Source organism: Microbacterium sp. K2, from assembly GCF_051365005.1.
GTDB classification, from domain to species: domain Bacteria; phylum Actinomycetota; class Actinomycetes; order Actinomycetales; family Microbacteriaceae; genus Microbacterium; species Microbacterium foliorum_B.
This window is the reverse complement of record NZ_JBLWII010000001.1, coordinates 1794443-1819352: the sequence shown is the minus strand read 5'-3', so window position 1 is coordinate 1819352 and position 24910 is coordinate 1794443. Positions and strand designations below refer to the sequence as shown.

Below are 24910 nucleotides of genomic sequence, written 5' to 3'. Positions count from 1 at the left end.
GCCCTGCACCGCGCAGGCGCCCGAGACGAATACGGTTGCCCTATGCCTGCTCCCTCCGTTGCTCCCGTGACCATCGCTCCCGAACAGGCCTCCTGGTTCGCGGAAACGTTCTCGATCCTCGCCGCCAACGTCGAACAGGCCATCCTCGGCAAGCGGCACGTGATCGAACTGGCGCTCGCCGCGGCCGTCAGCGGCGGTCATGTGCTGCTCGAGGACTTCCCCGGCACCGGCAAGACGGCCCTCGCCCGAGCCATCGCCCAGACCGTCACGGGCACGAGCACGCGCATCCAGTTCACCCCCGACCTGCTTCCGGGTGATGTGACGGGCATCACGGTCTACGACCAGAAAGAGGGGGCGTTCGAGTTCCACGCCGGCCCCGTCTTCGCGAACATCGTGCTCGCAGACGAGATCAACCGTGCGAGCCCGAAGACGCAGTCGGCGCTGCTGGAGGTCATGGAGGAGGGCACGGTCACGGTCGACGGCGTCACGCGTCCGGTTCCGTCGCCCTTCCTCGTCATGGCGACGCAGAACCCCATCGAACAGGGCGGCACCTACCGGCTGCCCGAGGCGCAGCTCGACCGCTTCATGATCAAGACGTCGATCGGCTACCCCGACGAGGCGGCGACCATGCGCATCCTTCAGGGTGCTGCGCAGCCGAAGCACGTGCTCGACGGCATCGTCGGCACCGACACGATCCTCACGATGGCCGAGATGACCCGCGGTGTGTATGTGAACCCGCTGGTCTCCGACTACATCATGCGCATCGTCGATGCGACGCGTCGCGCCTCCGAGGTGCGTCTCGGCGCGAGCGTGCGAGGCGCGATCGCGCTCTCCCGCCTCGTGATGACGTGGGCGGCGAAGAACGGCCGCACGTTCGCCACCCCCGACGACGTCCGAGAGCTCGCAGTCGTGGCCCTCGCCCACCGCCTCGTGCTCGAGCCTGAGGCCGAGTTCGACGGCGTCACCGCGGTCGCCGTGGTGGGGCAGATCCTGCTCGACGTCGAGCCGCCGCGCGAGAACGGCACTGCGTGAGCTTCAGCACCGAGTCCCGTCTGACGCGCACGACGGCGGGCACCAGCACGTCGACGCGCACGTCGACGGTCACGCGCTACGACCGCACGCGCCGAGGACCCGTCCGCGGCGCCGTCTTCGGTGTCCGTCGTGCGGCCCGAACCACGCGTCGCGCGACCCGCACGGCGGTCGCGTGGGTGCGGGAGACGGTCACGTCGGCCGGGATGCTGGTCGTCGTGGCTCTCGTGCTCTGCATCGCCGCGGGGCTGCTCTTCGGATGGGTCGAGGCGTGGGCGGTGGCGGCGATCGCGCTGGTGCTGCTGATCGCGTGCGTCCCCTTCATCCTCGGTGCCCACGACTACCGCATCGAGCTGACGCTCGACCGTGACCGCGTGGTCGCCGGTGCAGAGATCGGTGCCACGCTCGACGTGCGCAACAACGGCGAGCGTCTGTCGCTGCCGGGCATCGTCGACGTTCCCGTGGGGGAGGGACTCGTCGAAGCACACGTTCCGCTGCTGCGCCCCGCCGCCCACCACCGCGAACAGCTCACGATCGCCGCGCACCGTCGCGGTGTCATCGACGTCGGACCCATGACCATCACCCGCGGCGACCCGATCGGCATCCTCCGTCGGGAGCTGCGGTGGCCCGACGTCCAGCGCATCCACGTGCACCCGATCACGGTTCGTCTGCCCAGCACGAGCGCGGGCCTGATCCGCGACCTCGAGGGCACGCCGAGCTCGACGCTGGTCGACGCCGACCTGTCTTTCCACGCTGTGCGCGAGTACGTCGTGGGTGACTCGCAGCGGCACGTGCACTGGAAGTCGACAGCGAAGACCGGAAAGCTCATGGTGCGTCAGTACGAGGAGTCGCGTCATGCCCGCATCGCGATCATCCTCGACCTCGACGCCGAGTCGTACGAGAGCGACGACGAGTTCGAGAACACGGTCAGCGCCGCTGCATCACTCGCTCTGCAGGGGGTGCGTGACGGCCGCGAAGTGCTCTTCTCGGTGAGCAACGAGATCCCCGAGCACAGCCGCGCCGAGGTGCTGTCGATCCGCACCCTTCCCACCGTGACGCCCAAGGCGCTGCTCGACGCGACATCGACCATCGATCCGGCCGACCGCGTGATGCGCCTCGAGGCCGTCGCGGCGCTCACCGCGCAGTCCTACCCCGATCTGTCGATCGGGTTCCTGCTGACGGGCTCGCGCATGCCGCTCGAGCGGCTGCGCCATGCCGCCGTCAAGCTGCCTGCGGCGGTCGAGGCGGTCGCGGTGCGCAGCGAGCTGGGCGAGCAGCCCACGATGCGCACGGCACGTGAGCTCGCCGTGATGACTCTGGGCGCGCTGGGCGATCTTCCGCAGATGCTCGCTCGTGGGGCGCTGCGATGAGCGCCGCGGGCCCCCGGCGCGGTGTCGCGAGGTCGCGACGCTCGTTCCCGCTCTCAGCCGTGACGCTCTGGGCGCTCGGATATGTGCTGGTCGGCGTCGGCCTCGCGACCGCGGCTGCGTGGCCGGTGTACGAGTCCCCCCGAGCTCTGGCGGTCGGCCTGATCGGCGGACTTCTCGGCATGGCCGTCGCCGTGCTGACGCGGGTGCTCCGGTGTGGCATGCTGATCGGATCTCTCGCGGCGGCCGGCACCTACCTGGTCGTCTCGGTTCCGCTCGCGATTCCGTCGGCGCTCTCGTCGATCCCTGCGTTCCTCGGCGGACTCCGCGACGCAGTGCTGGGGGTCGTGCTCGGATGGAAGCAGATGCTGACGCTGAACCCGCCGCTCGGCGAGTACCAGGCGGTGCTGATCCCGTTCCTCGTCGTGATGCTGTTCGGCACGTTCATCGCGACTCTCCTCGTGCTCGAGGGCGGCCGTCGGGCCACGATCGCGGTTCCCGTCGTGACGGCGATGAGCGTCTTCGGCATCGCCTTCGGGGTGAGCGGCACGACGGCTCCCGTCTCGGTGCTGGGCGTGGCGCTTCCGGCTCCGCGGGAATGGCTGATCGGCGTCGCGCTCTTCGTGACCGCTCTCGTCTGGCTGGTCGGCCGCTCGCGACTGCAGCGTGCGCAGGCGCTGCGCACCGTCGCCGCGGCGAACATCTCGCGTCGGGCGACCCCGGTGTGGCTGACCATCCGTCGTCATCTGCTGTCGGCAGGGCTCGCCGTCGTCGCCCTGGTCGCCGGATTCGCCGTCGCACCCGCGGCGGCCGGGTGGAGTGATCGCTCGGTGCTGCGCGACGAGGTCGAGCCCATGATCGTCGTGCAGCAGCAGGCCAGCCCGCTCAGCGCCTACCGCTCGTGGTTCGCCGGCGGCAGTCTCGATGACACCGTCGTGCAGATGGAGGGCGACCCGGGTGCCCTCGAGCGACTCCGACTCGTCACCCTCGACTCGTATGACGGCGAGGACTTCCATATCGCGCCCGACGACCGCTTCAGCAGGTTGCCGCGCACAGCGATGCCGGGCGCCGGTCGTGTCTCGCTCGGGATCACGATCGGAGACGCGTACCGCGGCATCTGGGTGCCGTCGCCTGCGGGTCTCGCCGAGGCGCCCGACTTCTCCGGCTCGCGCGCCGATGCGCTCGCCGACGGGTTCCATGTGAACTCCGGCGGCGATACCGCGATCACCGTGGCGGAGGCGCCCGGCGGCGGAGAGGGGCTCGTCCCGGGCGACCGCTACACCGTGCTCGTCGACGCGCCAGGTGCCCCCGGCGAGGTCTCCGCGTTGCAGGGCGGCGCCTCGAACCTCGACACCGACCTGTACCCGGCGCTCACCGAGTGGGCCGAGATGCAGGAGCAACCCCGCACGGGAGCCGGATACCTCGAGATCATCGATCGCCTGCGTTCGCGCGGCTACCTCAGCCACGCGCTGATCGACGACGACGCGGCAGCAGGATGGATCGCGTCGCTGAAGGAGTCCGAGGGATATGCGTTCGCGCCGAGCTATGCGGGGCACTCCGCCGCCCGTATCGAGGAGCTGTTCACCGACATGGTCGAGCAGGAGCAAAGGGCCGGGTCCGATGCCGCACCCGAACTGCTGGTGTCCGCCGTCGGCGACGACGAGCAGTTCTCCGTGGCGGCTGCGCTGCTCGCCGAGCACTGGGGACTCGAGTCCCGAGTCGTGATCGGCGCGCGGCTCGCGGCGGCAGAAGAGGTTCCCGGCATTCCGGCCTGCACCGAGACCTGCACGGGCGCGAACATGAGCGCCTGGGTCGAGGTCAGGGGTTCTGGCGGCGAGTGGATGCCGGTCGACACCACGCCGCAGTATGCGATGCTGCCGAGCTCCATCACCGAGGGCGAGCAGCTGCCGGAGCATCCGACGGTGCCGGAGCAGCCGCGCTCCGAGGCGCTCGACCCGCCTCAGGCGCAGAGCGACTCGAACAACGACGCGCCCCCGCTCGAGGCGCCGCAGTCAGAGATCCTCGCGTTCCTTCTGCCGATCCTCCGAGCGGTGGGGCTCGGCCTGCTCGCTCTCGCTTTGCTCGCTCTGCCGTTCCTGGTGCTGCTCTTCGCCAAGAGGCAGCGCGCCAGAACTCGCCGCACGGCCGAAGACCCTGAGGTGCGTCTGGCCGGGGCCTGGGAGGAGCTGGTCGACGTGTACGCCGATCACGACGTGTCGATGGATGCCGAGGGCACCCGAACCCAGCGGGCTCTGTCGACCGACCGCGAGGCTGCTGACCGCCTGGCGGTGCTCGTCGATCGCGCGGTCTTCGCCGAGCATCCTCCGACGAACGACGATGCGAGCGCCGCCTGGGCGATCGTGGATGCCGAGCGGGCCGATCTGGCAGCATCCGGCAAGTGGTGGCACCGCATCGCCAGGCGCGTGCGGCCGACGTCGTTCATCGGACGGATGCGGGCTGCGGGCGGTCGGGGCTACACAGGTGCCAGGCCCGCTCTCGCTACGCTCGGTGTGACAGGGTCGTTCGGCGACCGGAAGAAGGGGAACCCATGATCGCGCCCGTGGATAGCGGCTTTGCCATGATGCTCGCCATCGTCGGCGGTGTCGGCCTGCTCGTCGGCCTCGCCGTCTATGTCTGGTACGCCTTGGCGCTGTCGCGTCTGTTCCCGCGCATCGACGGAGAAGGCTGGAAGGGCTGGGTTCCGGTTCTCAACGAAGCCGAGATCCTGGCGCGAGGAGGGGTGCCCGCGTGGTCGGTGGTCTTCTACTTCATCCCGATCGTGCAGCTGTACGGCATCTACCTCAAGGTCGTCGCGACCCACCGCATCAATCGCAGGTTCGGTCGCGGCGCCGGCATGACGGTCCTCGCCATCCTGCTGCCCCCGGTCTGGGCGACCGTCCTCGCCTGGGGTGCCCCGCCGTACCCCGAGGGTGAACGACTGGCCGCGCTGCAGCCGGGTCTTCGCCGCACCGCGCAGCCCGCCGCCGCACCGGCCAGGGATGCGTCGGGGTACACGATCCCGTCGCTCGCTCCGCACGCCCCGAATCAGCCGGATGCCCCCGCGCTCGTGTTCCCCGACTACGCTGCGCCGACCCGTGCGAACGCGCAGTCGCCGGCGGATGCGGGCACGGGTGCGACCGGCGCTCCCTCGGGTTCCGACAGCGGTGCCCCGTCTGCATGGGGAGCGCCGCCGCAGAAGCCGCAGCCCCCGGTCGGGCCCCCGCCTGTTCCCGGGGCGACGCCCGCCGCAGGAGCGCCTCCGGTTCCGGGGGCCCCGCCCGTTCCCGTCGCCGGGCAGCCTCCGGCTCCCGGTGCTCCCGCTGCATCGTTCGCTCCGCCACAGCCTCCTGCTCCTGCTCCTGGCTTCACACCGCAGCCGCCTGCCCCGCAGCCGCCTGCCCCGCAGCCGCCTGCCCCGGTAGCCGCCCCCGCCCCTGCCCCTGCTGCGGCGTCTGCGCCTCCGGTCGATGCGCACCCGACGACCGGAATCATGTCGGCGATGGGCGGCGACCCCGTGGCTCCTGTCACGCCGCAGGATCCTGCGCGTCAAGAACCCACCGTTCACGACATCGCGGTGCAGCCGCCTGCGCCTCCCGTGCCCGTATCCACGCCTGCCTCTCCGTTCGAGACGCCGGCAGAGCCTGCGCCTTCCGCGCCGACCGCAGGAGAACCGCAGCGCGCGGTGCGGTCCGCGCCGCCGTCGTTCCGCGACGGCGGGCTCTCGGCCGAGCAGCCGCAGATGCCGGTGATCCGTCCGGTCCCGTCGGCGTCCGGTGATGTCCCGGCGGCGCCAGACGTCCCGTCTGCCGCCGACCTGAGGGTGGCCGAGACGCCGCCCGCACCTGCCGCAGAGCCCTTCGCGACGCCCGTGGGCGGCCTCGCGGCGGATGTCGACAAGACAGTCGTCACCCCGCGTCCGACGGACGACGTCGTCGACGACCTCGACGCCACGGTCGTCGTCGCCCGCAGGCGCGGCGTGCGTCGCTCGCTGGTGCTCGACGACGGGCGCACGTTCTCGCTGTCGGGCGCGAGTGTCGTGATCGGACGCAACCCGATCGGCGAGCCGGGCGAGCAGCGGCTCGCGATCTCCGACACCACCCGCACCCTGTCGAAGACGCACGCCCGCCTCGTCGTGCATGACGACGAGTGGCGCCTCACCGACCTGCACGCCACGAACGGCGTCGTCGTGGTCGAGGAGAACGGCACCGAGACGCTGCTCGATCCGGGCGAGAGCGTCACCGGCAACGGCCGCTTCATCCTCGGTGAAGTGGGGATGCACGTGATCGCGGAGCGCGACTCGTGACCGTCTCGTCGGTCGTGCTGAGCGTCGCGTCCTTGACCGACACCGGGCTCAAGCGCACCGCGAACGAGGACTCCGTGCTCGTGGCGTCTCCTGTCTTCCTCGTCGCAGACGGCATGGGCGGGCACGAGGCCGGCGACCGCGCGAGCGCTGCGGTCGTCGACGCATTCGAGCAGCTTCGCGGGCTGACGGTCGAGGTCGCCGACATCGGCGACGCCCTGAGCCGAGCCTCGGCGGTCGTCGACGACATCTCCGCCGACCACAAGCGCGGGGCCGGCAGTACGGTGACCGGTGTCGCACTCGTCGATCACGAAGGTGCACCGCACTGGCTCGTCTTCAACGTCGGCGACTCCCGCGTCTACCGACACCACGGCAACGAGCTCACTCAGCTGACGATCGATCATTCGCTGGGGCAGGAGCTGGTGGATGCCGGTGAGCTCCGCGCAGAGGATCTCTCGACGTTCTCGCAGCGCAACGTCATCACCAGGGCGATCGGGGCGCCCGACAGCACTGCCGACAGCTGGCTGCTGCCGGTGGTCGACGGTGAGCGGCTTCTGCTCTGCTCCGACGGACTCAGCGGCGAGGTGAGCGACGAAGCGATCCGAGCCACGCTGACCATGAACGGCCGGCCTGAGTCGGCCGCTGCGGCTCTCGTGAGCCGCGCGCTCAAGGCGGGTGGTCGCGACAACGTGTCGGTCGTCGTGATCGATGTGATCTCGGGAGGCGCGCGCACGCGTCCGGACGACAGCGAGGCCGGACGCGAGGCCGCATCCACCTCTCTCACCGACTCGAGCCTCGAGGGCACCACGATCCCGGTTCGCGTCAGATGACCGACGACGAACCCGAGGTCGAAGAGACCGTCATGCTGACCCGTCGCGATCGGCGCCGGGGTGGGGCGGTCGTCGATCCGCCGCCAGCGCCGGCCGAAGCGCAGACGGCGGCTGTCGCGGACGGCGCAGCGGATGCTGTCGATTCCGCCGTGGTTGACGATTCCGCCGTGGTCGACGATTCCGAGGTGCCTGGCGATGTCGATGAGGCGACCGTCGTCGTCGACCGCCGTCCGGTCCCGCTCGAGGAACCAGCCGATGCTCTCGACGAGGCGACTGTCGTCGTCGACCGGAGCTCTTCGGGGTCCGATGCGCCGGCAGATGCTCTCGACGGAGAGCAGGAGCAGGAGCGCCTCGATGAGGCGACCGTGCTCGTCTCCCGTACGCCGCGGCGTGTGCGACGGAAACGATCGGAACGCCCAGACGACCAGGGCGATGCCTCGCGCGACCCCGCCCCTGCGATCGAACCCGGTGCTGCACCCCGCTCGTTCGAGGCGCCGACCGACGCTCCGGCGCCGGAGATCTACCGACCGCGTCCAGCGCCCCTCGGCCCTTCCGCGCCGCCCGTGGTGATCGGCGCCGCGGCGCCCACGCGCGCGGTGGATCCGGATCTCCCCTCCGTCGCGAAGCAGGGCCTGCGATGGAGCATGGCCACCCTCCTCGCGTTCGCAGCCGCCTGCGTCGTCTCCGTCGCCGGACTGGTGGCGCTGGGCTTCGTCGTCTTCACCTGACACCCGCACCGGGGCCTCGAGTGCGTCAGCCGAACCGCTCATCGTCGACGTCGGGTCCGGGGCTGTTGAGCAGCCCGCCGTCGCGTTCGACCTCGGCCGGATCCACAGCCGGCTGCTCTCTGCGGCGACGCAGCACGATGAGGATGCCGAGCACACCGAGCAGGGTCGCCCCGCCGATGGTCGTGAACAGCGCGGCCTCCCGCGTGAGCAGGAAAGGCGAGGCCCCGTGGTCGGGGTCGACGTCCGCGGCGGGAGGGCGGGCCGCGCTCTCGGTGGTGTCGAAGTAGGGGCTCACCGGCCCTCGGGTCGTCTCGTCCGGGAGCAGCTCGATGGCGGCGAACGGCTGGATGAACCCCCAACCGTTGACGTCGTCGCGCTTGTCGGCGTCGTCGCGCAGGGCCGTGGCGGTGAGTCGGTACGCCCATCCGGCAGGCGGGTCCTCGGGGTGCGCTTCGGCCACCAGCGCCGCGGCGGCGCTCGCGTATCCGGTCGCGAAGCTCGAAGCGGGGGCGTCGGCGGCGAAGATGCAGTCTCCACCGCCGAGCGCCGCACTCAGCACGTTCATGCCGGGTGCCGTCACGCCGACCTGGGGGCCGTGGATCGATGCATCGTTCGCGCGGCCGCTGGCGTCGGCGGCACTGACGCCGAGCACCTGCTCGTACGCCGCCGGGTAGCGAGCGCCGTCCTCCGCATCCGGGTCCGACGCTCTGTTGCCGCCGCTCGCCACGACCAGGGCGCCGACGGCTGAGGCGTGCTCCACCGCCGCGCGGAGATCGGGGGAGTCGGTCGTCTGCGATATCGAGACGTTGATGATGTCAGCGCCGTTGTCGGCAGCCCAGTGGATGCCGTCTGCGATGCGCTGCGACGTCGGTCCGAAGCCCTTGTCCTTGTCCTGTTGTTCGGTGCCGCGGAAGACCCGCACGGAGAGCAATCGTGCGTCGGGGGCGAGCCCGACGACCCCGGATTCGGCGACCGGCTGCGCGGCGATCTGGCCGGCGATCGCGGTGCCGTGGCCGGTGGTGTCGGTCAGGCCGTCGGCGCGTTCGCCGTCACCGACGAGGTCGACACCGCCGATCACGACTCCGGCGAGATGAGGGTTTCCCGCATCGATGCCCGAGTCGACGATGGCGACGACGACCCCTTTGCCCGTGGCGACGCGGTTGGCCTCCTCCGCACCGAGCAGAGCGAGGGCCGGCGGTGCCTCCGGACTGTACACCACAGTGCCAGGAGTGCAGGCCTCGCCCGCGGTGGCTGCCGGCACGGCCGAGCCGCGCGTCGCGAGCGATTGCGTGGCGGAAGCGGTCAGTGTGGCGGGCGACGCTGCCGATGCCGGTGCAGTCGACAGGATGGCGCCGAGCGCGATCGCGCCCACCAGGAGTGTCGGAAGGGCGGCTCTGCGTCGCCGCATCACTTCGTCCCTGAGCCGGGCGACTCTCTGGCCGCATCGGAGGTCAGCGCAGGGCCGGCCGCGAAGAACTCGATCCACGCGTCGGACACACGCCCGACGTCATCGGGGGAGTAGCCGAGCTGAGCGATGGGGCCGGTGGCCGCATCCTCTGCGCTCTGCTCCGCGGCGGCGCCGGGGATCGCGAACGCGGTACCTGATTCGTCGATGAGCACGGCCAGGCCGACCGAGTCGTCGGATGCTCCACTCACTTCGACGAGGGCACCGCCGCCGACCGAGACGTCGACACCGGAGCGCTCTTCCGGCAACTCGGTCGTGGTCGCTCCGAGCACGGTGCGAGCATCGTCGGTGACCATCGCGCACGGCGTCTCACCCGCTGCGAGCGTCGTCAGCGGCAGGGTCGGCCAGTCCTCACCGCCGACATACGGAAGCGTCTCCACGTCGGCGATCTCCGCGGGGGACACTTCCTGCTCGGCGCCGGCGTCCTGCCCGCTGCCGAGCAGGTAGAGCTGGTAGGCGAGTGGACTGAGGCGAGCGATCTCACCCGTCGCGAGCGCCACATAGCGCTCTTCCGCCGGGCTGCCCTGCGTGTGGATGATCGTCCCCGCCGTCAGGTCGGTGCCGGGAACCGAGGCTCCCATCGCGTTGAGACTGATCGGCTCGAGATCGTCGCCCGACTCGAAGAGATTGAGCCAGCGCCCGTCGACCTCGAGGATGTCGCTGGTGCCGAGTCCGACGGCGCGGAGCACGGCGTTGGCGTCGTCCGCCGGAACGGCGTAACGGAGACCGTCCGCGATCACGAACAGCTCGTCACCGCGCTGGACGACGGCGCCGGTCCCGGTCGAGATGTCGGCGATCGGTTTGCTCGACAGCGATACCGACGCGCCCGCGGTGTCGTCGATGCAGGCCGTCCACGAGGAGTTGATCAGGGCGCTCGGGGCCGGCAGGTCGTCCGGTGCGCCGAGGATGCCGATCGAGGGCCCGACCGGGATGCCGTCGAGTGCGGCCTGATCCGTGCGCACGACCTTGAACTCACCGGCGGGGATCAGCAGTCGCGCACTGGCCGTGTTGATCACCGGATAGAGGGTTCCTTCGACCGAGACGTAGCGGGCTCCGGTGTCGGTGGCGACGATCAGGCGGTTGTTCTGCCAGTCGCCGGGGAGTCCCGGCTGCATGATTCCCCAGAACACCCCGACGAGGATGACGCCGATCGTGAGCGCGACTCCGGCGACGACCGCGCGCAGCGGCTTCGCAGGGTCGAGCTCCTTGCCCCCCGGGGCTCCACCCGTGAACGCCGAGAGCAGCCGTCGCCTGCTGAAGCCCTGGGCCTCGATCAGATCCTTCTTGGTCGCCATGGGTCAGACGAGCCCGGCCGTGGTGACGCCGAGCGGCAGCAGCAGCGCGAGGGCGATGACCTCGACCGTGTCGCCGAGCCGCGTGAGCCGCAGACGTGCCTTCGGCGTCAGCAGCGTGAGACCGACCAGGATCACGGTGGCGACGACGAGGATGAGGAGCATCCAGGTGCGGACGTCGGGAAGGGCCAGAGCTACGGTGACACCGGTGGCGGCGAGCCCGATCGCGCCGATCGCCATGAGCACGAGCACACCCAGGCGGGCGTAGATCTGTCGCGACTGGAACATCATCCCGACGAATGCGAGCACGCACAGCAGCGCGCCCCAGACGCCGCTTGCGGCGACCAGCGGCGTCGCGGTCAGGGCCGCGAGGCCGAGCGCGGCTCGGAGTGCGATCAGGGTGCGCGTGCCTGCCGCGGCGCGACGCTTGACCTCGTCGGCGTCGATCGGCTCCGGCGCCGCGAACATGTCGGCATCGCTCTGCGGCGAGATGACCCGGATGCGGGTGGAGCTGAGCGCGAGCCAGGGGATGCCGTTCGCGAGCAGTGCGGTGGTGGCGAGCATGATCGCGTACGGAGCGAGTGCGTCGCCGAAGATCGCGGCGGTGGTCGCGGTGATGCCGATGGAGGCGCCGAGCGCGATGGGCACGAGGTGGATCTCGGGCTTCTCCTGCGTCACGGCGAGGCCGACGCCGCCGACGATGACGAGGCCCAGACCCATGGCGGCGAGCGGCCAGCCCCAGATGCTCTGCACCGGAACGGCGAGGAAGCCCGCGAGTCCGCCGTAGGCCGCGGCGGTGAGACCGAGTGCGTGTCCGGCCTCCGGCTGATGGAGACGCATGAGCACGGCAGCCGCGACGCTGAGCACGATGGCCCCCGATGCGGCGATGATCGCCGGCACGAGGGAGGTGGGCGGAGTCGCGACCAGCAGGAGCGCGCAGAGGGCGAGGAAGGTGAGACTGACGAAGAGGGCGGTGCGCGAGCTGTCTGCCGGCGTCCAGGAGCCGTGCTGCTCGGCCGTGGCGTCGATCACCGCTTCGACGACGTCGTCGTAGACACGCGGCTCCTGCATCAGTCCGCCGCGGACGAGCGTCAGCAGCTCGCCGTCGTGCACGCCCTGCGCCGCTGCTCCACGTGCGGGGTCGAGGGGTGTGCCGTCGGCTCGCTGCAGCGAGTAGCCGCCATGCGTGAGCGTCGGGTCGAGCACACCGAGGCTCCGGGCGAACCCGGGGATGATCTCGACGAGCGGGATCTGCGACGGCACGCCGACATCGAGCCGGCGGTCGTCGCTGACGACGGAAAGCCGCAGCACGGTGCCTGCCGTTGCGCTGCTCTGAGTCATGGAACGATGCCCCCTCCATGGTGTGCAGCCGAGCGGGAGGAGACCCGTGGCTGCGCATTCCGCCTTTCACCCTAGTTGAGGCGTGCGGCAACGCGTAGCCGCGGGGAAAGACGTTTTCTTCATCGACCGCACGATCTCCGTGCGGATGCCGGTCGGGTCGGCTCCGCGATTTCTCCATCGAACGCACGAATGCCGTGCGGATACTGCTCGTGTCCTGGCGTATCCGGACGATCTGATCTAGCCTTTCACCTGAAACGAATCGTGGGGGGTTGTTTCGAAGTCGTCCCAATACAGGGATGCGCTCCCCCGCACGTGTGTCCGTGAGGACCGGAGGGAGTGAGTTATGGCTGATGTCATCTCCGCAGAAGAAGGGGCTCTGCGCCGCGGAGCCCAGGCGGTGCGGGAGACCAAGTCCGGGATCGACCAGCAGACCAAGAAGGTCCGCAGCGAGATCGAGCAGCTGCGCGGCTTCTGGACGGGTGCGGCCGCCGCATCGTTCTCGACGCTGATGTCCCGCTGGGACGAGCAGGCTCGTCAGCTCAACGAGGTCCTCGTGACGCTCGAGGATGCCCTCGCCGGCACCGAGCGCGACCAGGCCGCAACCGAAGAAGCTCACCAGCAGACCATCTCGGGCCTCGGCTCGATGATGGGTTCCTGAGCGAAGACCACAGAGATTTCAAGGAGAACATGATGCAGTCGATGTCAGTTCGCCCGGAGCAGGTCAACGCTCTGGCAGCGCAGATCCGCAGCGGGTCGCAGGGTATCCGTTCAGAGCTCGACCGTCTCGAGTCCGAGGTCGGCAAGCTGCGTGCGGCGTGGGATGGTTCCGCGCAGCAGGCCTACGACCAGGCTCAGGCCAAGTGGAACCGCTCGCTGAGTGAGATGCAGCAGCTTCTCACCCAGATCGCGGGCAAGACCGAGGAGATCTCGGGCCAGTACGTCCAGACCGACAAGTCGGCCGCCGGACGCTTCGGAGCCTGATCCCGTGGCGCGGGCCCGACGCAGAGATGCGCCGGGTCCGCGCCGTCTGCTGTGCTGTTCGGCGACTGAGCCGGAGGGCGCAGCAGATGTCACGGAAATCGCCGTTGTCAACAGGGAGGGACGTCGATGGTCATCGCATTCGACTTCGAGCAGATCTTCGCTGAGCTCAAGCGCATCTCGCGCGAGCTCGAGCATTTTCCGGCGGCTGAGGAGGTCGCGATCGTCGAGGGCGGTGTGTCGGAGACGACCAGCACCTTCCGGGGCGACCTGCGCACCGCGGCGCTGACGATGGGCTCGGCCACGACGAAGACGATCGAGGCGTTGAATCAGGCGCAGAACACGATCCGTGCGGCCGTCATGCAGATGGCGGAGCAGGATGCGGCCCTCGCCGATGAGAGCAAGATGATCATCCAGCTGCTGGATTCCGCGGTCGCTCAGGCCAACGAGACTCCGGTCGCGGCGGGAGCGACCCGCACCGGCGACGGCGGTGGCGCAACCGAACCCCGTGTCGATGTCGACGCCGGAGCGGATTCCGGCGATACGACCGTCGAGGCCGACTACTGATGAGGCGTGCGCACCGCCTCCTCGCGGTGCTCGGCGCGATAGCGCTGGGCGGGACGATCGCCGTGCCGTCGAGCGCGGCGGCGGAGGACCTCGCCTCGGGCCTGTGGTGGTTCGACCGCGGAAACGTCCAGGAGGCCCACGACGCCGGTTTCGACGGCTCCGGCGTCACGGTCGCGGTGATCGATACGCAGATCAATCCAGACGTCGTCGGGCTTCGCGGTGCTGATCTGCAGGTGCCCGAGAACACCTACTGCCACGACGCCGCCGGTGCTCCCATCCCCGCGGTGTCCACAGACTACGTGGCCGCCGCACACGGCACCAACGTCGTGTCGATGATCCTCGGCACGGGGGAGGCACCCGCCGGCGGTGTGCCGATCGAAGGGGCGGCGCCCGGTGCGACGGTGAAGTATTACTCGGCCGGCCTCGAGGACCCGCAGACCGGCGAGGTGGCGTGTGCGCTCGAGAACGGCGAGCAGTCGACGACCGACGAGAACGGTATAGCCGCTGAGGCGATGTCGTTCGCCATCTCGGATGCGATCGATGACGGTGCGGACATCATCTCTGTCTCCAGCGAGGGCTACGTCTTCCTCCTCGGGGCGACCGCCAAGGCCGTGGCCGCCGGAGTCCCGATCATCGCGGGCCTCCCGAACGAAGGCGGCGTCGGCTCCCAGCCCGCCGGTCTGAACGGTGTGGTCGGCGTGCAGGCGTTCGGCTCGGACGGAGCGATCGCGACCTGGCCGAGCGGAGACCCCAACCTGAGCGACGACGTCGGAACGGCCGCGCCCGGAATCGGAGTCCTCCTCCAGGGCACCGAGGCGTCCTGGGACGAGCAGCGACTGGCGAGGGGAACGTCGTACGCGACGCCGATCGTCTCCGGGTTCCTCGCGGTGGTCAAGCAGAAGTACCCCGAGGCCACAGGAAACCAACTGCTCCAGAGCCTGATCCGCAATTCGGGCACCAAGGGCGAGCACGAGCCCGAGTGGAACAACAGCACCGGATACGGAGCAGCGTCGCTCACCGGGATGCTCGCGGTCGACCCCACGAAATACCCCGACGTGAATCCTTTCTTCGATCCGGACGATCCCAATGCCGTGCCGAACGCGGATGACGTGGCGGCAGCAGCCGCGGATCTCGACATCGGATCCACGCCCGATCCGACCGAGCCGAGCGCCGCACCCGACCAGCCGGGCGCCGAGATGATGCCCTGGTTCATCGGCGGCGGTGTCGTGTTGCTCGTGCTGCTCGCCGGCGGCATCGTCTTCGCGGTCGCACTCACCAGATCTTCGAAACGACGTACCGATCACACACAGGGGGGGACTCATGACCGGCAGATATGAAGCCGAGTTGAATCGCATCCGGGCCATCGAGGACTGGCGGATCCCCAAGGCGGCGGCTCTCAGATCCGCGCTCGATTCCCTGCACGACGCGATCACCGTGGTGACCGCGTCAGAGGCGTGGGACAGCAAGACGCGTGATGCCGCAAACGCCGCCCTGACCGACATCCAGAGCCAGATCCGCACGATCGGCGAGGCCGTCACCGCGATCGACTCCGCCGTCACGCAGGCGAACAATGCCCGGCGAGCGGCCAATGACACCGAGCTGCCGTCGGCGACGGTCGACCCGTTCTGGGCGAACGCGGCGAAGGGAGCGTCCGTCGTGGTGCATCCCGTCCTCGGCCCGATCGCGGCGGACAAGGCGATCGACATGATCGGCGATTTCCTGGGCAACCAGCGCGAAGCCGAGGCCGAGCGGATGGTGAAGAGCATCGAGCAGTCGCTCGCGGGCCCCAACGCCTCGATCCGATCATCGACCGAGACCCTCCGCGCGGTGCAGTACGTCGAACACGAGGATGGTCCCGGGGGCGGCGACAGCGGGGGCGACGGGCCCTCGATCGACAGCCCGTCCATCGAGTACCCCGGCGGTGGCAGTGGTCCGTACGGAGTTCCCGGCGGCGGATATCAGCCTGGCGGTAGCGGTGGTGTCGGCGAGTACCAGCCGCCGGTGCAGACGAATCCGGACGATCCGCAGTATCCGACATTCCCGACCGACCCGACGATCCCGACGTTCCCGACCGACCCGACGTTCCCGACCCATCCGACGCTCCCTGCCGATCCGGCCTTCCCGGACGGCCCCGGTGGAGTGGACATCGATGATCCCACGGTCGACTTCCCGGGCGGCGGAGTGCTGCCCGGCGGCTCCGGTGGCGGAAGCGGTGGCGGCTATCCGCTGAACCCCGGCGGAACCTTCCCCGGAGGGGGGACCCCTGGTGGTCTGCTCCCGGGTGGTGCGGGCGGCGGCGGTATCGGCGGGATCGTCGGCGGTGGTGCCGGCGCGGCGGCGATCGCCGCGGGGTCGAAGATCGCCGGAATCGGCAGCATGGGCGCCCTCGGCAGCTCGGGTCTCGGCGGTGCGTCCGGAGCAGGGCTCAAAGCGGGTGGCGGTCTTCTCGGCAACTCCGCGCTCGGCGGCGGCGCCGGCGGTTCGGGCGGCGCGGCGGGTTCTGCCCGCCCCGGGGGCATCGGCGGTGTCGGAGGCGTCGGAGGCGTCGGAGGTGCCGGTGGTGCCGGTGGCGCCGGAGGTGCGGCCGGTTCGTCGGGCGCAGCCGGCTCGGGCATGCGTCCCGGCATGGGCATGATGGGCGGCGCCGGCGGCGACGAGGAGGAGAAGGCCAAGCGCTCCGGTCTCGGCGGACCGATCGCCCCCAAGCTCGAGGACGAGGACGAACGAGGGCCTCGCGCCAAGGGCGCGCAGGCGGGCTCTCGCGACGACCACGCAGGCTGATCCGCGTGAGCGGAAGAGGGGGTGTGCGGCCGAGGCCGCACGCGGTCGATAGGGTGCAGGTGTGTCAGTCGATATCGTAGAGCGCCGCCGTATCGTGCTCCAGAGCGAGGATCGGCGTATCGATCTCTCGCTCCCGTTCGACGAGACCCTCGACGACGCACTCATCCTCAGTGGACTCTCGACGGCTGATCGTTTCGTGACGATCGGTCCGGGCGGGTTCGAGATCCCCGGTGACACCGAGTGCGAAGACCTCATCGACGGAGGTCTCTACGCGCTCATCGACCGCACGGCGCTGGCGCCGCAGGCTCGTCCCGCGGTCGCGGGCACACGGCCGTCACGTGCAGACCACGGTGCCCGATGGTGGATGCTCGCGGTCAGCGGGCTGCTGCTCGTCGCGGTCTTCGCGCAGGGCGCAGGAGGTCCGCTGCTCAGGCTCCTGATCGGTCTCTTCCTCGTGGTCGGTGCCGTGAGCGGAGCGGTGGCATGGTCGCGCCGGGATTCGGCGGCAGGCGTGCGCGGCATCCTCGGCGTCCTCGCTCCGGTGCTCCTGTCGTTCGCCGCGGGCGCTCTTCTGATCCCGGCTGAACTCGATGCGAGCGCGCACCTCTCCGCCGCCTCCGGTTTCCTCGCCGCCGGCATTACCACAGCGGTCATCGCCGTCTCGGCCCGAGCTCGTCCGATGCGGGCGGCCGCAGGGACCGCGACCGTGCTCCTCGTCGGCCTCGCGGCGGTCTGGGGCCTCGCGCTTCTGCTGCGCTGGGGTCCGGCCGAGGCTGCGGCCATCTCGCTGGGACTCGTCCCCCTCGGACTCCGCGCTCTGCCGAGCAGTCTGGTGAACCTCCCCGAGGGGTACTTCATCGACTACAAGCACTTCATGACCAGTCGCTGGACGGTCCGAGGGGCCATTCCCGAGTCCGTCGGGCTGCTGCGCCCCGAACGCATCATCGCCGTCGTCGACGATTCTTCGGCACGACTCATCGCCGGAACCGCGGTGCTCAGCATCGTCGCCGCGCTGATGACCCCCATCGCGTTCCTCCGTCCATGGCCGGACGATCCTTTCGTGATCTCCGGCGGCATCGCGCTTCTCGTCTGCGTGGGCCTCGCGCTGCTGCTGACGCCCCGACACACGACCTCGCGCATCCTCCGCTGGCTTCCCCGTGCGGCCGCCGCCGTCGTGTTCATGGTGGCCGGTCTGCAGGCATCCGCTGCGCTGGGCGCGGGCTTCCAGGTGCTCGGTGCTCTCGCGCTGTTCGCCGTCGGTCTCACAGCGGTCGCCGTCATCATCCCCGTCTCGCGCGGAGCGAGCTCGCTCATCTGGTCGCGCTTCGGAGACGCCTTCGAATGGCTCGCCGTCGCGCTCGCCCTGCCCGCGGCGCTCCTCTACGCGAATGCGCTGTCTCTCGTTCGTGGAATGATGGCGGGATGAGCGGGAACGGCGAACCACAGCTCCGGCCGGGCGGTGGCAGCATCCCACCCGTGCATCCGGGGCCCAGCCAGCCCGGGGAGATCCCTGCGCTGCCGCCGGCGTTGATCGCGGCTCCGCCCGGTGTCGACGGCGCTCCGCTCCGATCCGGATCCACGCCTCCCGCGCCCACGCCGATCGCCCAGACCCGGGCCAGAGCGAGGCGCCCCTCTGACGGGCTCGGCCCTGCTTTCCTCGGCGTGCCCGCAGGGACGGCAGCGAGGATCGCCGCCTTCACTCTCGATGCCGCTGCAGTGATCCTCGTCGCGGCGATCGTCCTCATCACCACCCGCAGCATGCTCCTCGCAGGGCTCACGGTCGCCGAGCTCGCGATCTTCCTGTGCGTGCTCGAAGCGCGCACCGGTGTCACCATCGGCAACGCCGTGCTGCGCCTGCGAGCCTCTCGCGGCGACCGGCCCTTCTCGCCGGGCATCGGGCGCCAGTTCGTGCGCGCGATCATCACCGGCGCCGGTTTCCTGGTGGCGGTCGGCAGCTGGGTCGTCGTCGCGTCGAGCGCGTGGGATCGCGGCGGACGCCGTCAGTCCTGGGCCGATCGCGTCGCCGGCACCGTCGTGGTCTCGGTCCCGCCCCGCGCCGCCGCCGAAGCACAGCAGAAGGCCTCGGTCAGCGAGGCCGCCACCCCGTTGGCCCCGCCCCAGGTCGTGCCCCTCGGCGCACACCCGTCCATCGTCGACGAGGACTCCGAGCCGACCGACGCCCGCGCGGCCTCGCACCGCACCGAGACTCCCGCACCCGCGGCACAGGGCGACGACAGGCCGCTCTTCACCGTCGCGCCGGCAGCAGCGCAGCAGAACGATGCCGCTACCCCGGCATCCGAGTCCGGAGCGCTGCTCCTGATCTTCGACACCGGGCAGCGGGTGCAGCTCGGTCTGCCGCTCGCAGTGAACCTAGGACGCGCGCCGGTGGCCAGTGCGCACGACGACCGACTCGTGATCGTGACCGACCCCGACTCCTCCGTGTCGAAGACGCACCTGCGTCTCGAGCACTCGCGCGGCCGCACCTGGGTCACCGACTTCGGATCCACCAACGGCTCCGACATCCGATCCGACGACGGGCAGACGACCGAGCTCGTCGCCGGCGAGCGCGTCCTGCTCGACGACGCCGATCGCGTCAGGATCGGCAACCGCAGCTTCACCATCAGCCTCCTGCTGGGCACCGACAGCAGCGCCGGAGAGAGAGCATGACAGGACCCCGTCTCGCGCCGCCCCGCGTTCCCTCCGGAAAGCTCCCTGTTCAGGCGCCGCCCGAGCTGCAGCCCAACGACGGCGGCATGGGAATCCTCGGATCCCTTCTGCCGATGCTGGGCAGCGTGGGTGCGATCGTCATGGTCACGATGTCGAACCAGTCGGTGACGGGTCTGCTCACCGGAGGCATGTTCCTGCTGTCGTCGCTCGGTTTCGTGGCTGTGAACGGCTGGCGTCAGCGATCGCAGCGACAGGCCGCGACCCTCGGCGCGCGCCGCGAGTATCTCGCGTACCTGACCGAGCTGCGTCAGACCGTGCGGGTCGCAGCCCGGCAGCAGCGCCGCGCCGCGAACTGGCACCTTCCTGCGCCTTCGGCTCTGCCCTACATCGCCGAAGAGCGCACCAGGGTCTGGGAGCGCGGCATGAATGACCCCGACTTCCTCTCGGTGCGCGTCGGAACGAGCGACCAGCCGCTGTGCGTCTCGCTCGAGGCCCCCGAGCTCCCTCCGCTCGCCCAGCTCGACCCGGTGGCCGCCTCGGCTGCACATCGCTTCATGCTGACGCACGAGCTGCAGAAGAACCTCTCGCTCGGCATCACGCTGCGCGACTATGCCCGCGTCGAGATCACGGGAGACGAGACCGAGTCCCGCGGTCTCGCGCGCGCCATGCTGCTGCACCTCGCGACCATGCACGACCCCGACACGGTGCAGATCGTCATCGCCGCTGACGCGGCCGTCCTGCCGCAGTGGGAATGGGCCAAGTGGATGCCGCACACGCATTCGCGCACGGTCAGGGACGGCCTCGGTGCCGCCCGCATGATCGGCTCGCAGCTGTCCGAGCTCGAGGACATGCTCCCCGCCGAGGTCCGTGAGCGGCCGCGCTTCGCCCGTGACGGGTCCGGCCCCAAGGTGCCGCACATCGTGATCCTGACGGATGGGGTCACCACCTCGTTCAACGACGTGCTCGTGAGCGGTGGCGGCGTGCAGGGGGTGACCGTGATCGACCTTCCCTCCCGGTGGGGCGATCTCGACGACCCGAACGCCCTGCGCATCGCGTTCGAGCCCGGCGGCAAGGGCAGCCGAGCCGAACTCGTCAGTCTGCAGGTGCCCGCGCGCCCGTTCGAGGCCGACGCGATCAGCATCGTCGAGGCCGAGGCGACCGCTCGCCGGCTCATCGCCCTCTACTCGGGCGGCACGACGATCACGAAGAAGAAGAGCTCGACCGATCAGGCTGAGCTCGTCGAGCTGCTCGGCCTCCCCGACGTCCGTGACCTCGATCTCGACGCGGCCTGGTCGCCTCGACTCGAGCGGGACCGACTGCGGGTGCCCATCGGACAGACGGAAGACGGCAGCCCGCTGATCCTCGACATCAAAGAGTCGGCTCAGCAGGGCATGGGCCCGCACGGCCTCATCATCGGTGCGACCGGTTCGGGAAAGTCGGAGGTGCTCCGCACGCTCGTGCTCGCGCTCGCGATGACGCACTCGCCCGAGCAGCTCAACTTCGTGCTCGTCGACTTCAAGGGTGGAGCCACCTTCGCAGGCATGGCTGACATGCCGCACGTGTCGGCGATCATCACGAACCTCGGCGAGGAGATCTCGCTCGTCGACCGCATGCAGGATGCTCTGCAGGGCGAGATGGTGCGCCGTCAGGAGCTGCTCCGGGCGACCGGACCGTTCGCCAACGTCGCCGACTATGAGAAGGCCCGCCGTGGCGGTCGCACCGACCTCGCTCCGCTTCCCGCTCTCCTCATCGTCGCCGACGAGTTCTCCGAGCTTCTGTCAGCCAAGCCCGAGTTCGTCGACACCTTCGTGAACATCGGCCGACTCGGCCGTTCGCTGCAGGTGCATCTGCTGCTCTCGTCGCAGCGCCTCGAAGAGGGCAAGCTGCGGGGCCTCGACACGCACCTGTCATATCGGATCGGCCTGCGCACCTTCTCGGCCGCCGAATCCCGCACCGTCCTCGGAGTCCCCGACGCCTACCACCTGCCCACGCAGCCCGGCGCCGGAATCCTGAAGTCCGACACCGAGACCATGACGCAGTTCCGTGCCGCCTACGTGTCAGGACCCCCGCCCCGCCGTCGGCGCCGTGCGGCATCCGGTTCTGCGCAGAGCACCGGATCGACAGCCGTCGAGCTCTTCACCGCCGCGCCGGTGTGGCGGGCCGAGACGACGGTCGAGGAGCCCGAGGTCGTCGTCGACGCCGAGCCAGAAGAGAAGCGCAACACGTTCGAGATCGCCGTCGAGATGATGAGCGGGCGAGGGCAGGCGGCCCACCAGGTGTGGCTGCCGCCGCTCGAGACCCCCGCCACCCTCGATCAGCTGTTCGGTGATCTCGTCGAAGACCCCGCCCTCGGACTCATCTCCCCGCGGTGGAGGAGTGCGGGCGCGCTCACCGTGCCGCTCGGAATCGTCGACGTGCCGCTCGAGCAGCGCCGCGAGAATCTCGCCATCTCGCTCGGAGGCGCGGCCGGTCACATGGCGATCGTCGGCGCGCCGCTCAGCGGCAAGAGCACCCTCGCCCGCACCGCGCTGGTCGCCCTCGCCCTCACGCACACACCGCAGGAGGTGCAGTTCTTCGTCATCGACTTCGGCGGTGGCAGTTTCACCGGCCTGCAGCGGTTCACGCACATCAGCGGCGTGGCCACGCGCTCGGAGCCCGACATCGTGCGCCGCACGGTCGCCGAGGTCACGAGCCTGCTCAACGCGCGCGAGGTGTACTTCCGTCAGAACGGCATCGACTCGATCGACACCTACCGGCAGCGCCGCGCGCAGGGGCTCGCGGATGACGGATACGGCGACATCTTCCTCATGGTCGACGGGTGGGGAACCCTGCGCGCGGAGTTCGAGATGCTCGAACCGCAGATCCAGGCCATCGCCGCGCGCGGACTCACCTATGGCGTGCACATCATCATCACGGCGTCGCGCTGGATGGAGGTCCGCGCCAACATCAAGGACCTCATCGGCACCCGCATCGAGCTGCGTCTCGGCGACCCGACGGACTCCGAGGTCAACCGCAAGGCCGCCGAGAACGTCACGGCGATCCCGGGTCGCGGTCTCAACGAGAACGGCCTGCAGATGCTCACGGCGCTGCCGCGCATCGACGGCGTCGACGACGCATCCTCGCTCGCAGGCGGCATCGACGATCTCGTCACCCGCGTGGCATCCGCGTGGCACGGCCCCGCTGGGCCCAAGCTGCGTCTGCTGCCCTCGCGCATCAGCCACGCCGACCTCCGGGCAGTGGCCGCTGCTGCGTCGGCGGACGGCTCGGAGCCGCGTGAGATCCTGCTCGGCATCGACGAGGCGAACCTTGCGCCGTTCTCGATCGACCCGCTCGATGAGCCGCTGCTCTATCTCTACGGCGACGCCGACTCCGGCAAGTCGTCGATGCTCCGTGGTGTCGTGCACGAGATCACGCGCCTCTACGGTCCGACCGAGGCGAAGATCTTCGTCGTCGACTACCGCCGCGCGCTGCTCGGCGAGATCCCGCAGGAGTACCTCGGCGCCTACCTCACCTCGCACGAGATGACCGAGGGCGGGATGAGCGAGCTCGCGCAGTTCTTCCAGAGCCGCATTCCCGGTCCCGATGTCACACCCGACCAGCTGCGCTCTCGGTCGTGGTGGAAGGGTGCAGAGGGCTTCGTGCTGATCGACGACTACGACCTCGTGTCGACGTCGCAGGGCAACCCCGTCGCGGTGCTCGCCCCGCTGCTTGCGCAGGCGGCAGACCTCGGCCTTCACGTGATCCTCACGCGTCGCACCGGTGGAGCGAGCCGTGCCGCCTACGATCCGATCATCCAGCGCATGACCGACCTGGGCGCCACCGGCATCCTGCTCTCGGGAAACCCCGAGGAGGGGCAGCTGATCGGCAAGGTCAAGGCGGCCCCGGCCATCCCCGGCCGCGCTCAGATCGTCAGCCGCGACCGCGGGCTGGTCGCCGCCCAGCTGCTGTGGGTGCCGCCGAGCTATCAGTGATCTGGCGGGGGTCGGTCAGTGGGCGAGTGTGCCGACTGGCCGGCTGAGCTCAGCGGGTCGCGTCGGCGAGGTGACGTGCGTCGTGGCTCAGCACCTTGACGATGATGCCGTGGCGACGTAGCTCCTTGGCTGTGCGTGCACCCTCTTCAGCATCGCGGCCCAGAGCGTTGATGTTCGCCACGACGAGCACGTCTCCGGTCTTCAGCGTGCTGATGAGGCGCGACAGTCGATCGCTCCAGCTCTCGAGGATGTCTGGAGCGGGATGACGGAAACCCTCGATCGGCACCCCGAACCGGGTGAGGTCGTCTCGCTGCTCGACCACCGAGGGCATGCCCTCGCGCGAGACCACGAGTCCGACCAGGCGTGACCCGTCGGGGCGCGCGAGCCAGAAGTCGCGGTTCTGCTGCAGTTCGGTGAAGCACTTGGGGCACTCCGCGGCCGCGTGCGGCAGATGCAGCGGACTCGTCAGAGCCTCGTCGACGGATGCCGTCGCCTTCATGGGATCGATCGTCTCGCTCATCGCGCACCTCCGGCATCCATTCTGCCCTGATCCGAGCCTGCGCGGTGACCTTTCAGAGCATGCCGAGTGCGCGAACCGTTTCTCGTTCCTCGACGAGCTCGGCCACGGAGGCGTCGATGCGCGCACGCGCCCAGTCGCTGATCTCGAGCCCCTCGACGATCTGCCACTCTCCGTCGACCGACCGCACCGGGAACGACGAGATCAGACCGGCCGGAACGCCGTACTCACCGTGCGAGACCACTCCGGCCGAGGTCCAGTCGTCGGTGCCGTGCACCCAGTCGCGCACGTGCTCGATCGTGGCGTTCGCGGCGGACGCCACGGAAGACGAGCCGCGCACCTGGATGATCTCCGCCCCACGCTTCGCGACTCGAGGGATGAAGGTCTCGTCGAGCCAGGCGGGCACATCGCCGACGATGGCCTCGAGGGCATTCGCGACCGGCTTGCCGCCCACGGTCGCATGCGACACATCGGGGAACTGCGTCGCCGAGTGGTTGCCCCAGATGGGCACACGGCGAATCGTGTCGACCGGCACCGCGAGTGTCTGCGCGAGCTGCGCCTTGGCGCGATTCTCGTCGAGTCGGGTGAGCGCGGTGAATCGTTCGGTGGGGAGGCCGTCGGCCGAGGCCGCGGCGATCAGAGCGTTCGTGTTCGCCGGGTTGCCCACCACGGTCACCCGCACCTCCGGCGACGCGTTCGCAGCGATCGCCGCGCCCTGCGGGCCGAAGATACCGGCGTTGGCCGCGAGCAGGTCTCCGCGTTCCATCCCGGGGCCGCGCGGACGAGCGCCGACGAGCAGCGCGAGGTCGCACCCGTCGAAGCCCACGGCGGGGTCGTCGGTCACCTCGACGTGCTCGAGCAGCCCGAACGCGCCGTCCTGCAGCTCGAGGGCCGCTCCCTCCGCGGCGCCCAGCCCCTGCGGGATCTCCAGCAGTCGCAGCCGCACCTTCTCTTCGGGGCCGAGCAGGTCTCCGGCGGCGATGCGGAAGAGCAGTGCGTATCCGATCTGTCCGCCTGCACCCGTGAGCGTGATCGTGGTCGTCATGACTCGAGCCTACGACCGTGAAGAGGCCGTTG

Annotated in this window: 19 protein-coding genes; 14 read left to right on the top strand and 5 right to left on the bottom strand. The window is 70.0% G+C overall.

Annotated elements, in window-relative coordinates; genetic code table 11:
• Positions 1 to 66: 66 nt before the first annotated feature.
• Genes ACLKOY_RS08870 through ACLKOY_RS08845 form a run of 6 tightly spaced genes read left to right on the top strand, consistent with a single transcriptional unit; the run spans position 67 to position 8254 of the window.
• A complete protein-coding gene (locus ACLKOY_RS08870; protein WP_042542259.1) occupies positions 67 to 1032 on the top strand; it encodes an AAA family ATPase in 966 nt (321 codons plus the stop codon).
• The gene (locus tag ACLKOY_RS08865) at positions 1029 to 2399 is read left to right on the top strand and encodes a DUF58 domain-containing protein (RefSeq protein WP_436453296.1); all 1371 of its coding nucleotides are present in this window, start codon (positions 1029 to 1031) and stop codon (positions 2397 to 2399) included. The genes ACLKOY_RS08870 and ACLKOY_RS08865 overlap by 4 nt, the downstream gene beginning before the upstream one ends.
• Positions 2396 to 4948 carry a transglutaminase domain-containing protein gene (locus ACLKOY_RS08860; protein WP_436453295.1) on the top strand — a complete coding sequence of 851 codons (2553 nt, stop codon included), beginning with the start codon at positions 2396 to 2398 and terminating at the stop codon, positions 4946 to 4948. The genes ACLKOY_RS08865 and ACLKOY_RS08860 overlap by 4 nt, the downstream gene beginning before the upstream one ends.
• A complete protein-coding gene (locus tag ACLKOY_RS08855) occupies positions 4945 to 6699 on the top strand; it encodes a DUF5684 domain-containing protein (RefSeq protein WP_436453294.1) in 1755 nt (584 codons plus the stop codon). Before ACLKOY_RS08860 ends, ACLKOY_RS08855 begins: the two co-directional genes overlap by 4 nt.
• The gene (locus ACLKOY_RS08850) at positions 6696 to 7526 is read left to right on the top strand and encodes a PP2C family protein-serine/threonine phosphatase (RefSeq protein ID WP_436453293.1); all 831 of its coding nucleotides are present in this window, start codon (positions 6696 to 6698) and stop codon (positions 7524 to 7526) included. Before ACLKOY_RS08855 ends, ACLKOY_RS08850 begins: the two co-directional genes overlap by 4 nt.
• The gene (locus tag ACLKOY_RS08845; RefSeq protein WP_436453292.1) at positions 7523 to 8254 is read left to right on the top strand and encodes a hypothetical protein; all 732 of its coding nucleotides are present in this window, start codon (positions 7523 to 7525) and stop codon (positions 8252 to 8254) included. The genes ACLKOY_RS08850 and ACLKOY_RS08845 overlap by 4 nt, the downstream gene beginning before the upstream one ends.
• A gap of 25 nt (positions 8255 to 8279) precedes the next feature.
• Here the strand turns inward: ACLKOY_RS08845 and ACLKOY_RS08840 are convergent, their stop codons facing one another.
• Genes ACLKOY_RS08840 through eccD form a run of 3 tightly spaced genes read right to left on the bottom strand, consistent with a single transcriptional unit; the run spans position 8280 to position 12352 of the window.
• Positions 8280 to 9662, bottom strand: coding sequence for a S8 family serine peptidase (locus ACLKOY_RS08840; protein ID WP_436453291.1), 1383 nt, complete (start codon positions 9660 to 9662; stop codon positions 8280 to 8282).
• A complete protein-coding gene (locus tag ACLKOY_RS08835; RefSeq protein ID WP_436453290.1) occupies positions 9662 to 11014 on the bottom strand; it encodes a type VII secretion protein EccB in 1353 nt (450 codons plus the stop codon). The genes ACLKOY_RS08840 and ACLKOY_RS08835 overlap by 1 nt, the downstream gene beginning before the upstream one ends.
• Before the next feature lie 3 nt (positions 11015 to 11017).
• On the bottom strand, positions 11018 to 12352 hold the full coding sequence (gene eccD / locus ACLKOY_RS08830) for a type VII secretion integral membrane protein EccD (RefSeq protein ID WP_363572407.1): 1335 nt from the start codon (positions 12350 to 12352) through the stop codon (positions 11018 to 11020).
• 343 nt (positions 12353 to 12695) lie between these two features.
• On the opposite strand from eccD, the gene ACLKOY_RS08825 reads away from it, so the two are divergent.
• The 8 genes from ACLKOY_RS08825 to eccCa all read left to right on the top strand — a co-directional run bounded on the left by ACLKOY_RS08825 (position 12696) and on the right by eccCa (position 23316).
• A complete protein-coding gene (locus tag ACLKOY_RS08825; RefSeq protein WP_056309991.1) occupies positions 12696 to 13010 on the top strand; it encodes a WXG100 family type VII secretion target in 315 nt (104 codons plus the stop codon).
• 41 nt (positions 13011 to 13051) lie between these two features.
• Entirely contained in the window at positions 13052 to 13333 is a 282-nt protein-coding gene (locus ACLKOY_RS08820; protein ID WP_079113895.1) for a WXG100 family type VII secretion target, read from the top strand.
• Positions 13334 to 13459: 126 nt separating this feature from the next.
• Positions 13460 to 13897 carry a hypothetical protein gene (locus tag ACLKOY_RS08815; protein WP_436453289.1) on the top strand — a complete coding sequence of 146 codons (438 nt, stop codon included), beginning with the start codon at positions 13460 to 13462 and terminating at the stop codon, positions 13895 to 13897.
• Complete coding sequence (locus tag ACLKOY_RS08810) at positions 13897 to 15234, top strand: S8 family peptidase (protein ID WP_436453288.1); 1338 nt, start codon at positions 13897 to 13899, stop codon at positions 15232 to 15234. Before ACLKOY_RS08815 ends, ACLKOY_RS08810 begins: the two co-directional genes overlap by 1 nt.
• The gene (locus tag ACLKOY_RS08805; RefSeq protein WP_436453287.1) at positions 15218 to 16678 is read left to right on the top strand and encodes a hypothetical protein; all 1461 of its coding nucleotides are present in this window, start codon (positions 15218 to 15220) and stop codon (positions 16676 to 16678) included. Before ACLKOY_RS08810 ends, ACLKOY_RS08805 begins: the two co-directional genes overlap by 17 nt.
• Before the next feature lie 61 nt (positions 16679 to 16739).
• Complete coding sequence (locus ACLKOY_RS08800; protein ID WP_436453286.1) at positions 16740 to 18104, top strand: hypothetical protein; 1365 nt, start codon at positions 16740 to 16742, stop codon at positions 18102 to 18104.
• Positions 18101 to 19345, top strand: a complete 1245-nt coding sequence (locus ACLKOY_RS08795; protein ID WP_436453285.1) for an FHA domain-containing protein — start codon at positions 18101 to 18103, stop codon at positions 19343 to 19345. The genes ACLKOY_RS08800 and ACLKOY_RS08795 overlap by 4 nt, the downstream gene beginning before the upstream one ends.
• Positions 19342 to 23316: a type VII secretion protein EccCa gene (gene eccCa / locus ACLKOY_RS08790; RefSeq protein WP_436453284.1), complete on the top strand. Its 3975-nt coding sequence runs from the start codon at positions 19342 to 19344 to the stop codon at positions 23314 to 23316. Before ACLKOY_RS08795 ends, eccCa begins: the two co-directional genes overlap by 4 nt.
• 49 nt (positions 23317 to 23365) lie before the next feature.
• Here eccCa and ACLKOY_RS08785 read toward each other — a convergent pair whose 3' ends face one another.
• A complete protein-coding gene (locus ACLKOY_RS08785; protein ID WP_436453283.1) occupies positions 23366 to 23836 on the bottom strand; it encodes a recombinase family protein in 471 nt (156 codons plus the stop codon).
• 52 nt (positions 23837 to 23888) lie between these two features.
• Positions 23889 to 24878, bottom strand: a complete 990-nt coding sequence (locus tag ACLKOY_RS08780; protein ID WP_436453282.1) for a malate dehydrogenase — start codon at positions 24876 to 24878, stop codon at positions 23889 to 23891.
• Positions 24879 to 24910: the final 32 nt, after the last annotated feature.

What these genes read in the sequence shown, in the direction of transcription:
- ACLKOY_RS08805 (WP_436453287.1), top strand. Translation starts at nt 15,218, where the DNA reads ATGACCGGCAGATATGAAGCCGAGTTGAATCGCATCCGGGCCATCGAG.
- ACLKOY_RS08815 (WP_436453289.1), top strand. Translation starts at nt 13,460, where the DNA reads ATGGTCATCGCATTCGACTTCGAGCAGATCTTCGCTGAGCTCAAGCGC.
- ACLKOY_RS08840 (WP_436453291.1), bottom strand. Translation starts at nt 9,662, where the DNA reads ATGCGGCGACGCAGAGCCGCCCTTCCGACACTCCTGGTGGGCGCGATC.
- ACLKOY_RS08835 (WP_436453290.1), bottom strand. Translation starts at nt 11,014, where the DNA reads ATGGCGACCAAGAAGGATCTGATCGAGGCCCAGGGCTTCAGCAGGCGA.
- ACLKOY_RS08845 (WP_436453292.1), top strand. Translation starts at nt 7,523, where the DNA reads ATGACCGACGACGAACCCGAGGTCGAAGAGACCGTCATGCTGACCCGT.
- ACLKOY_RS08825 (WP_056309991.1), top strand. Translation starts at nt 12,696, where the DNA reads ATGGCTGATGTCATCTCCGCAGAAGAAGGGGCTCTGCGCCGCGGAGCC.
- ACLKOY_RS08780 (WP_436453282.1), bottom strand. Translation starts at nt 24,878, where the DNA reads ATGACGACCACGATCACGCTCACGGGTGCAGGCGGACAGATCGGATAC.
- ACLKOY_RS08785 (WP_436453283.1), bottom strand. Translation starts at nt 23,836, where the DNA reads ATGAGCGAGACGATCGATCCCATGAAGGCGACGGCATCCGTCGACGAG.
- eccD (WP_363572407.1), bottom strand. Translation starts at nt 12,352, where the DNA reads ATGACTCAGAGCAGCGCAACGGCAGGCACCGTGCTGCGGCTTTCCGTC.
- ACLKOY_RS08820 (WP_079113895.1), top strand. Translation starts at nt 13,052, where the DNA reads ATGTCAGTTCGCCCGGAGCAGGTCAACGCTCTGGCAGCGCAGATCCGC.
- eccCa (WP_436453284.1), top strand. Translation starts at nt 19,342, where the DNA reads ATGACAGGACCCCGTCTCGCGCCGCCCCGCGTTCCCTCCGGAAAGCTC.
- ACLKOY_RS08860 (WP_436453295.1), top strand. Translation starts at nt 2,396, where the DNA reads ATGAGCGCCGCGGGCCCCCGGCGCGGTGTCGCGAGGTCGCGACGCTCG.
- ACLKOY_RS08810 (WP_436453288.1), top strand. Translation starts at nt 13,897, where the DNA reads ATGAGGCGTGCGCACCGCCTCCTCGCGGTGCTCGGCGCGATAGCGCTG.
- ACLKOY_RS08795 (WP_436453285.1), top strand. Translation starts at nt 18,101, where the DNA reads ATGAGCGGGAACGGCGAACCACAGCTCCGGCCGGGCGGTGGCAGCATC.
- ACLKOY_RS08855 (WP_436453294.1), top strand. Translation starts at nt 4,945, where the DNA reads ATGATCGCGCCCGTGGATAGCGGCTTTGCCATGATGCTCGCCATCGTC.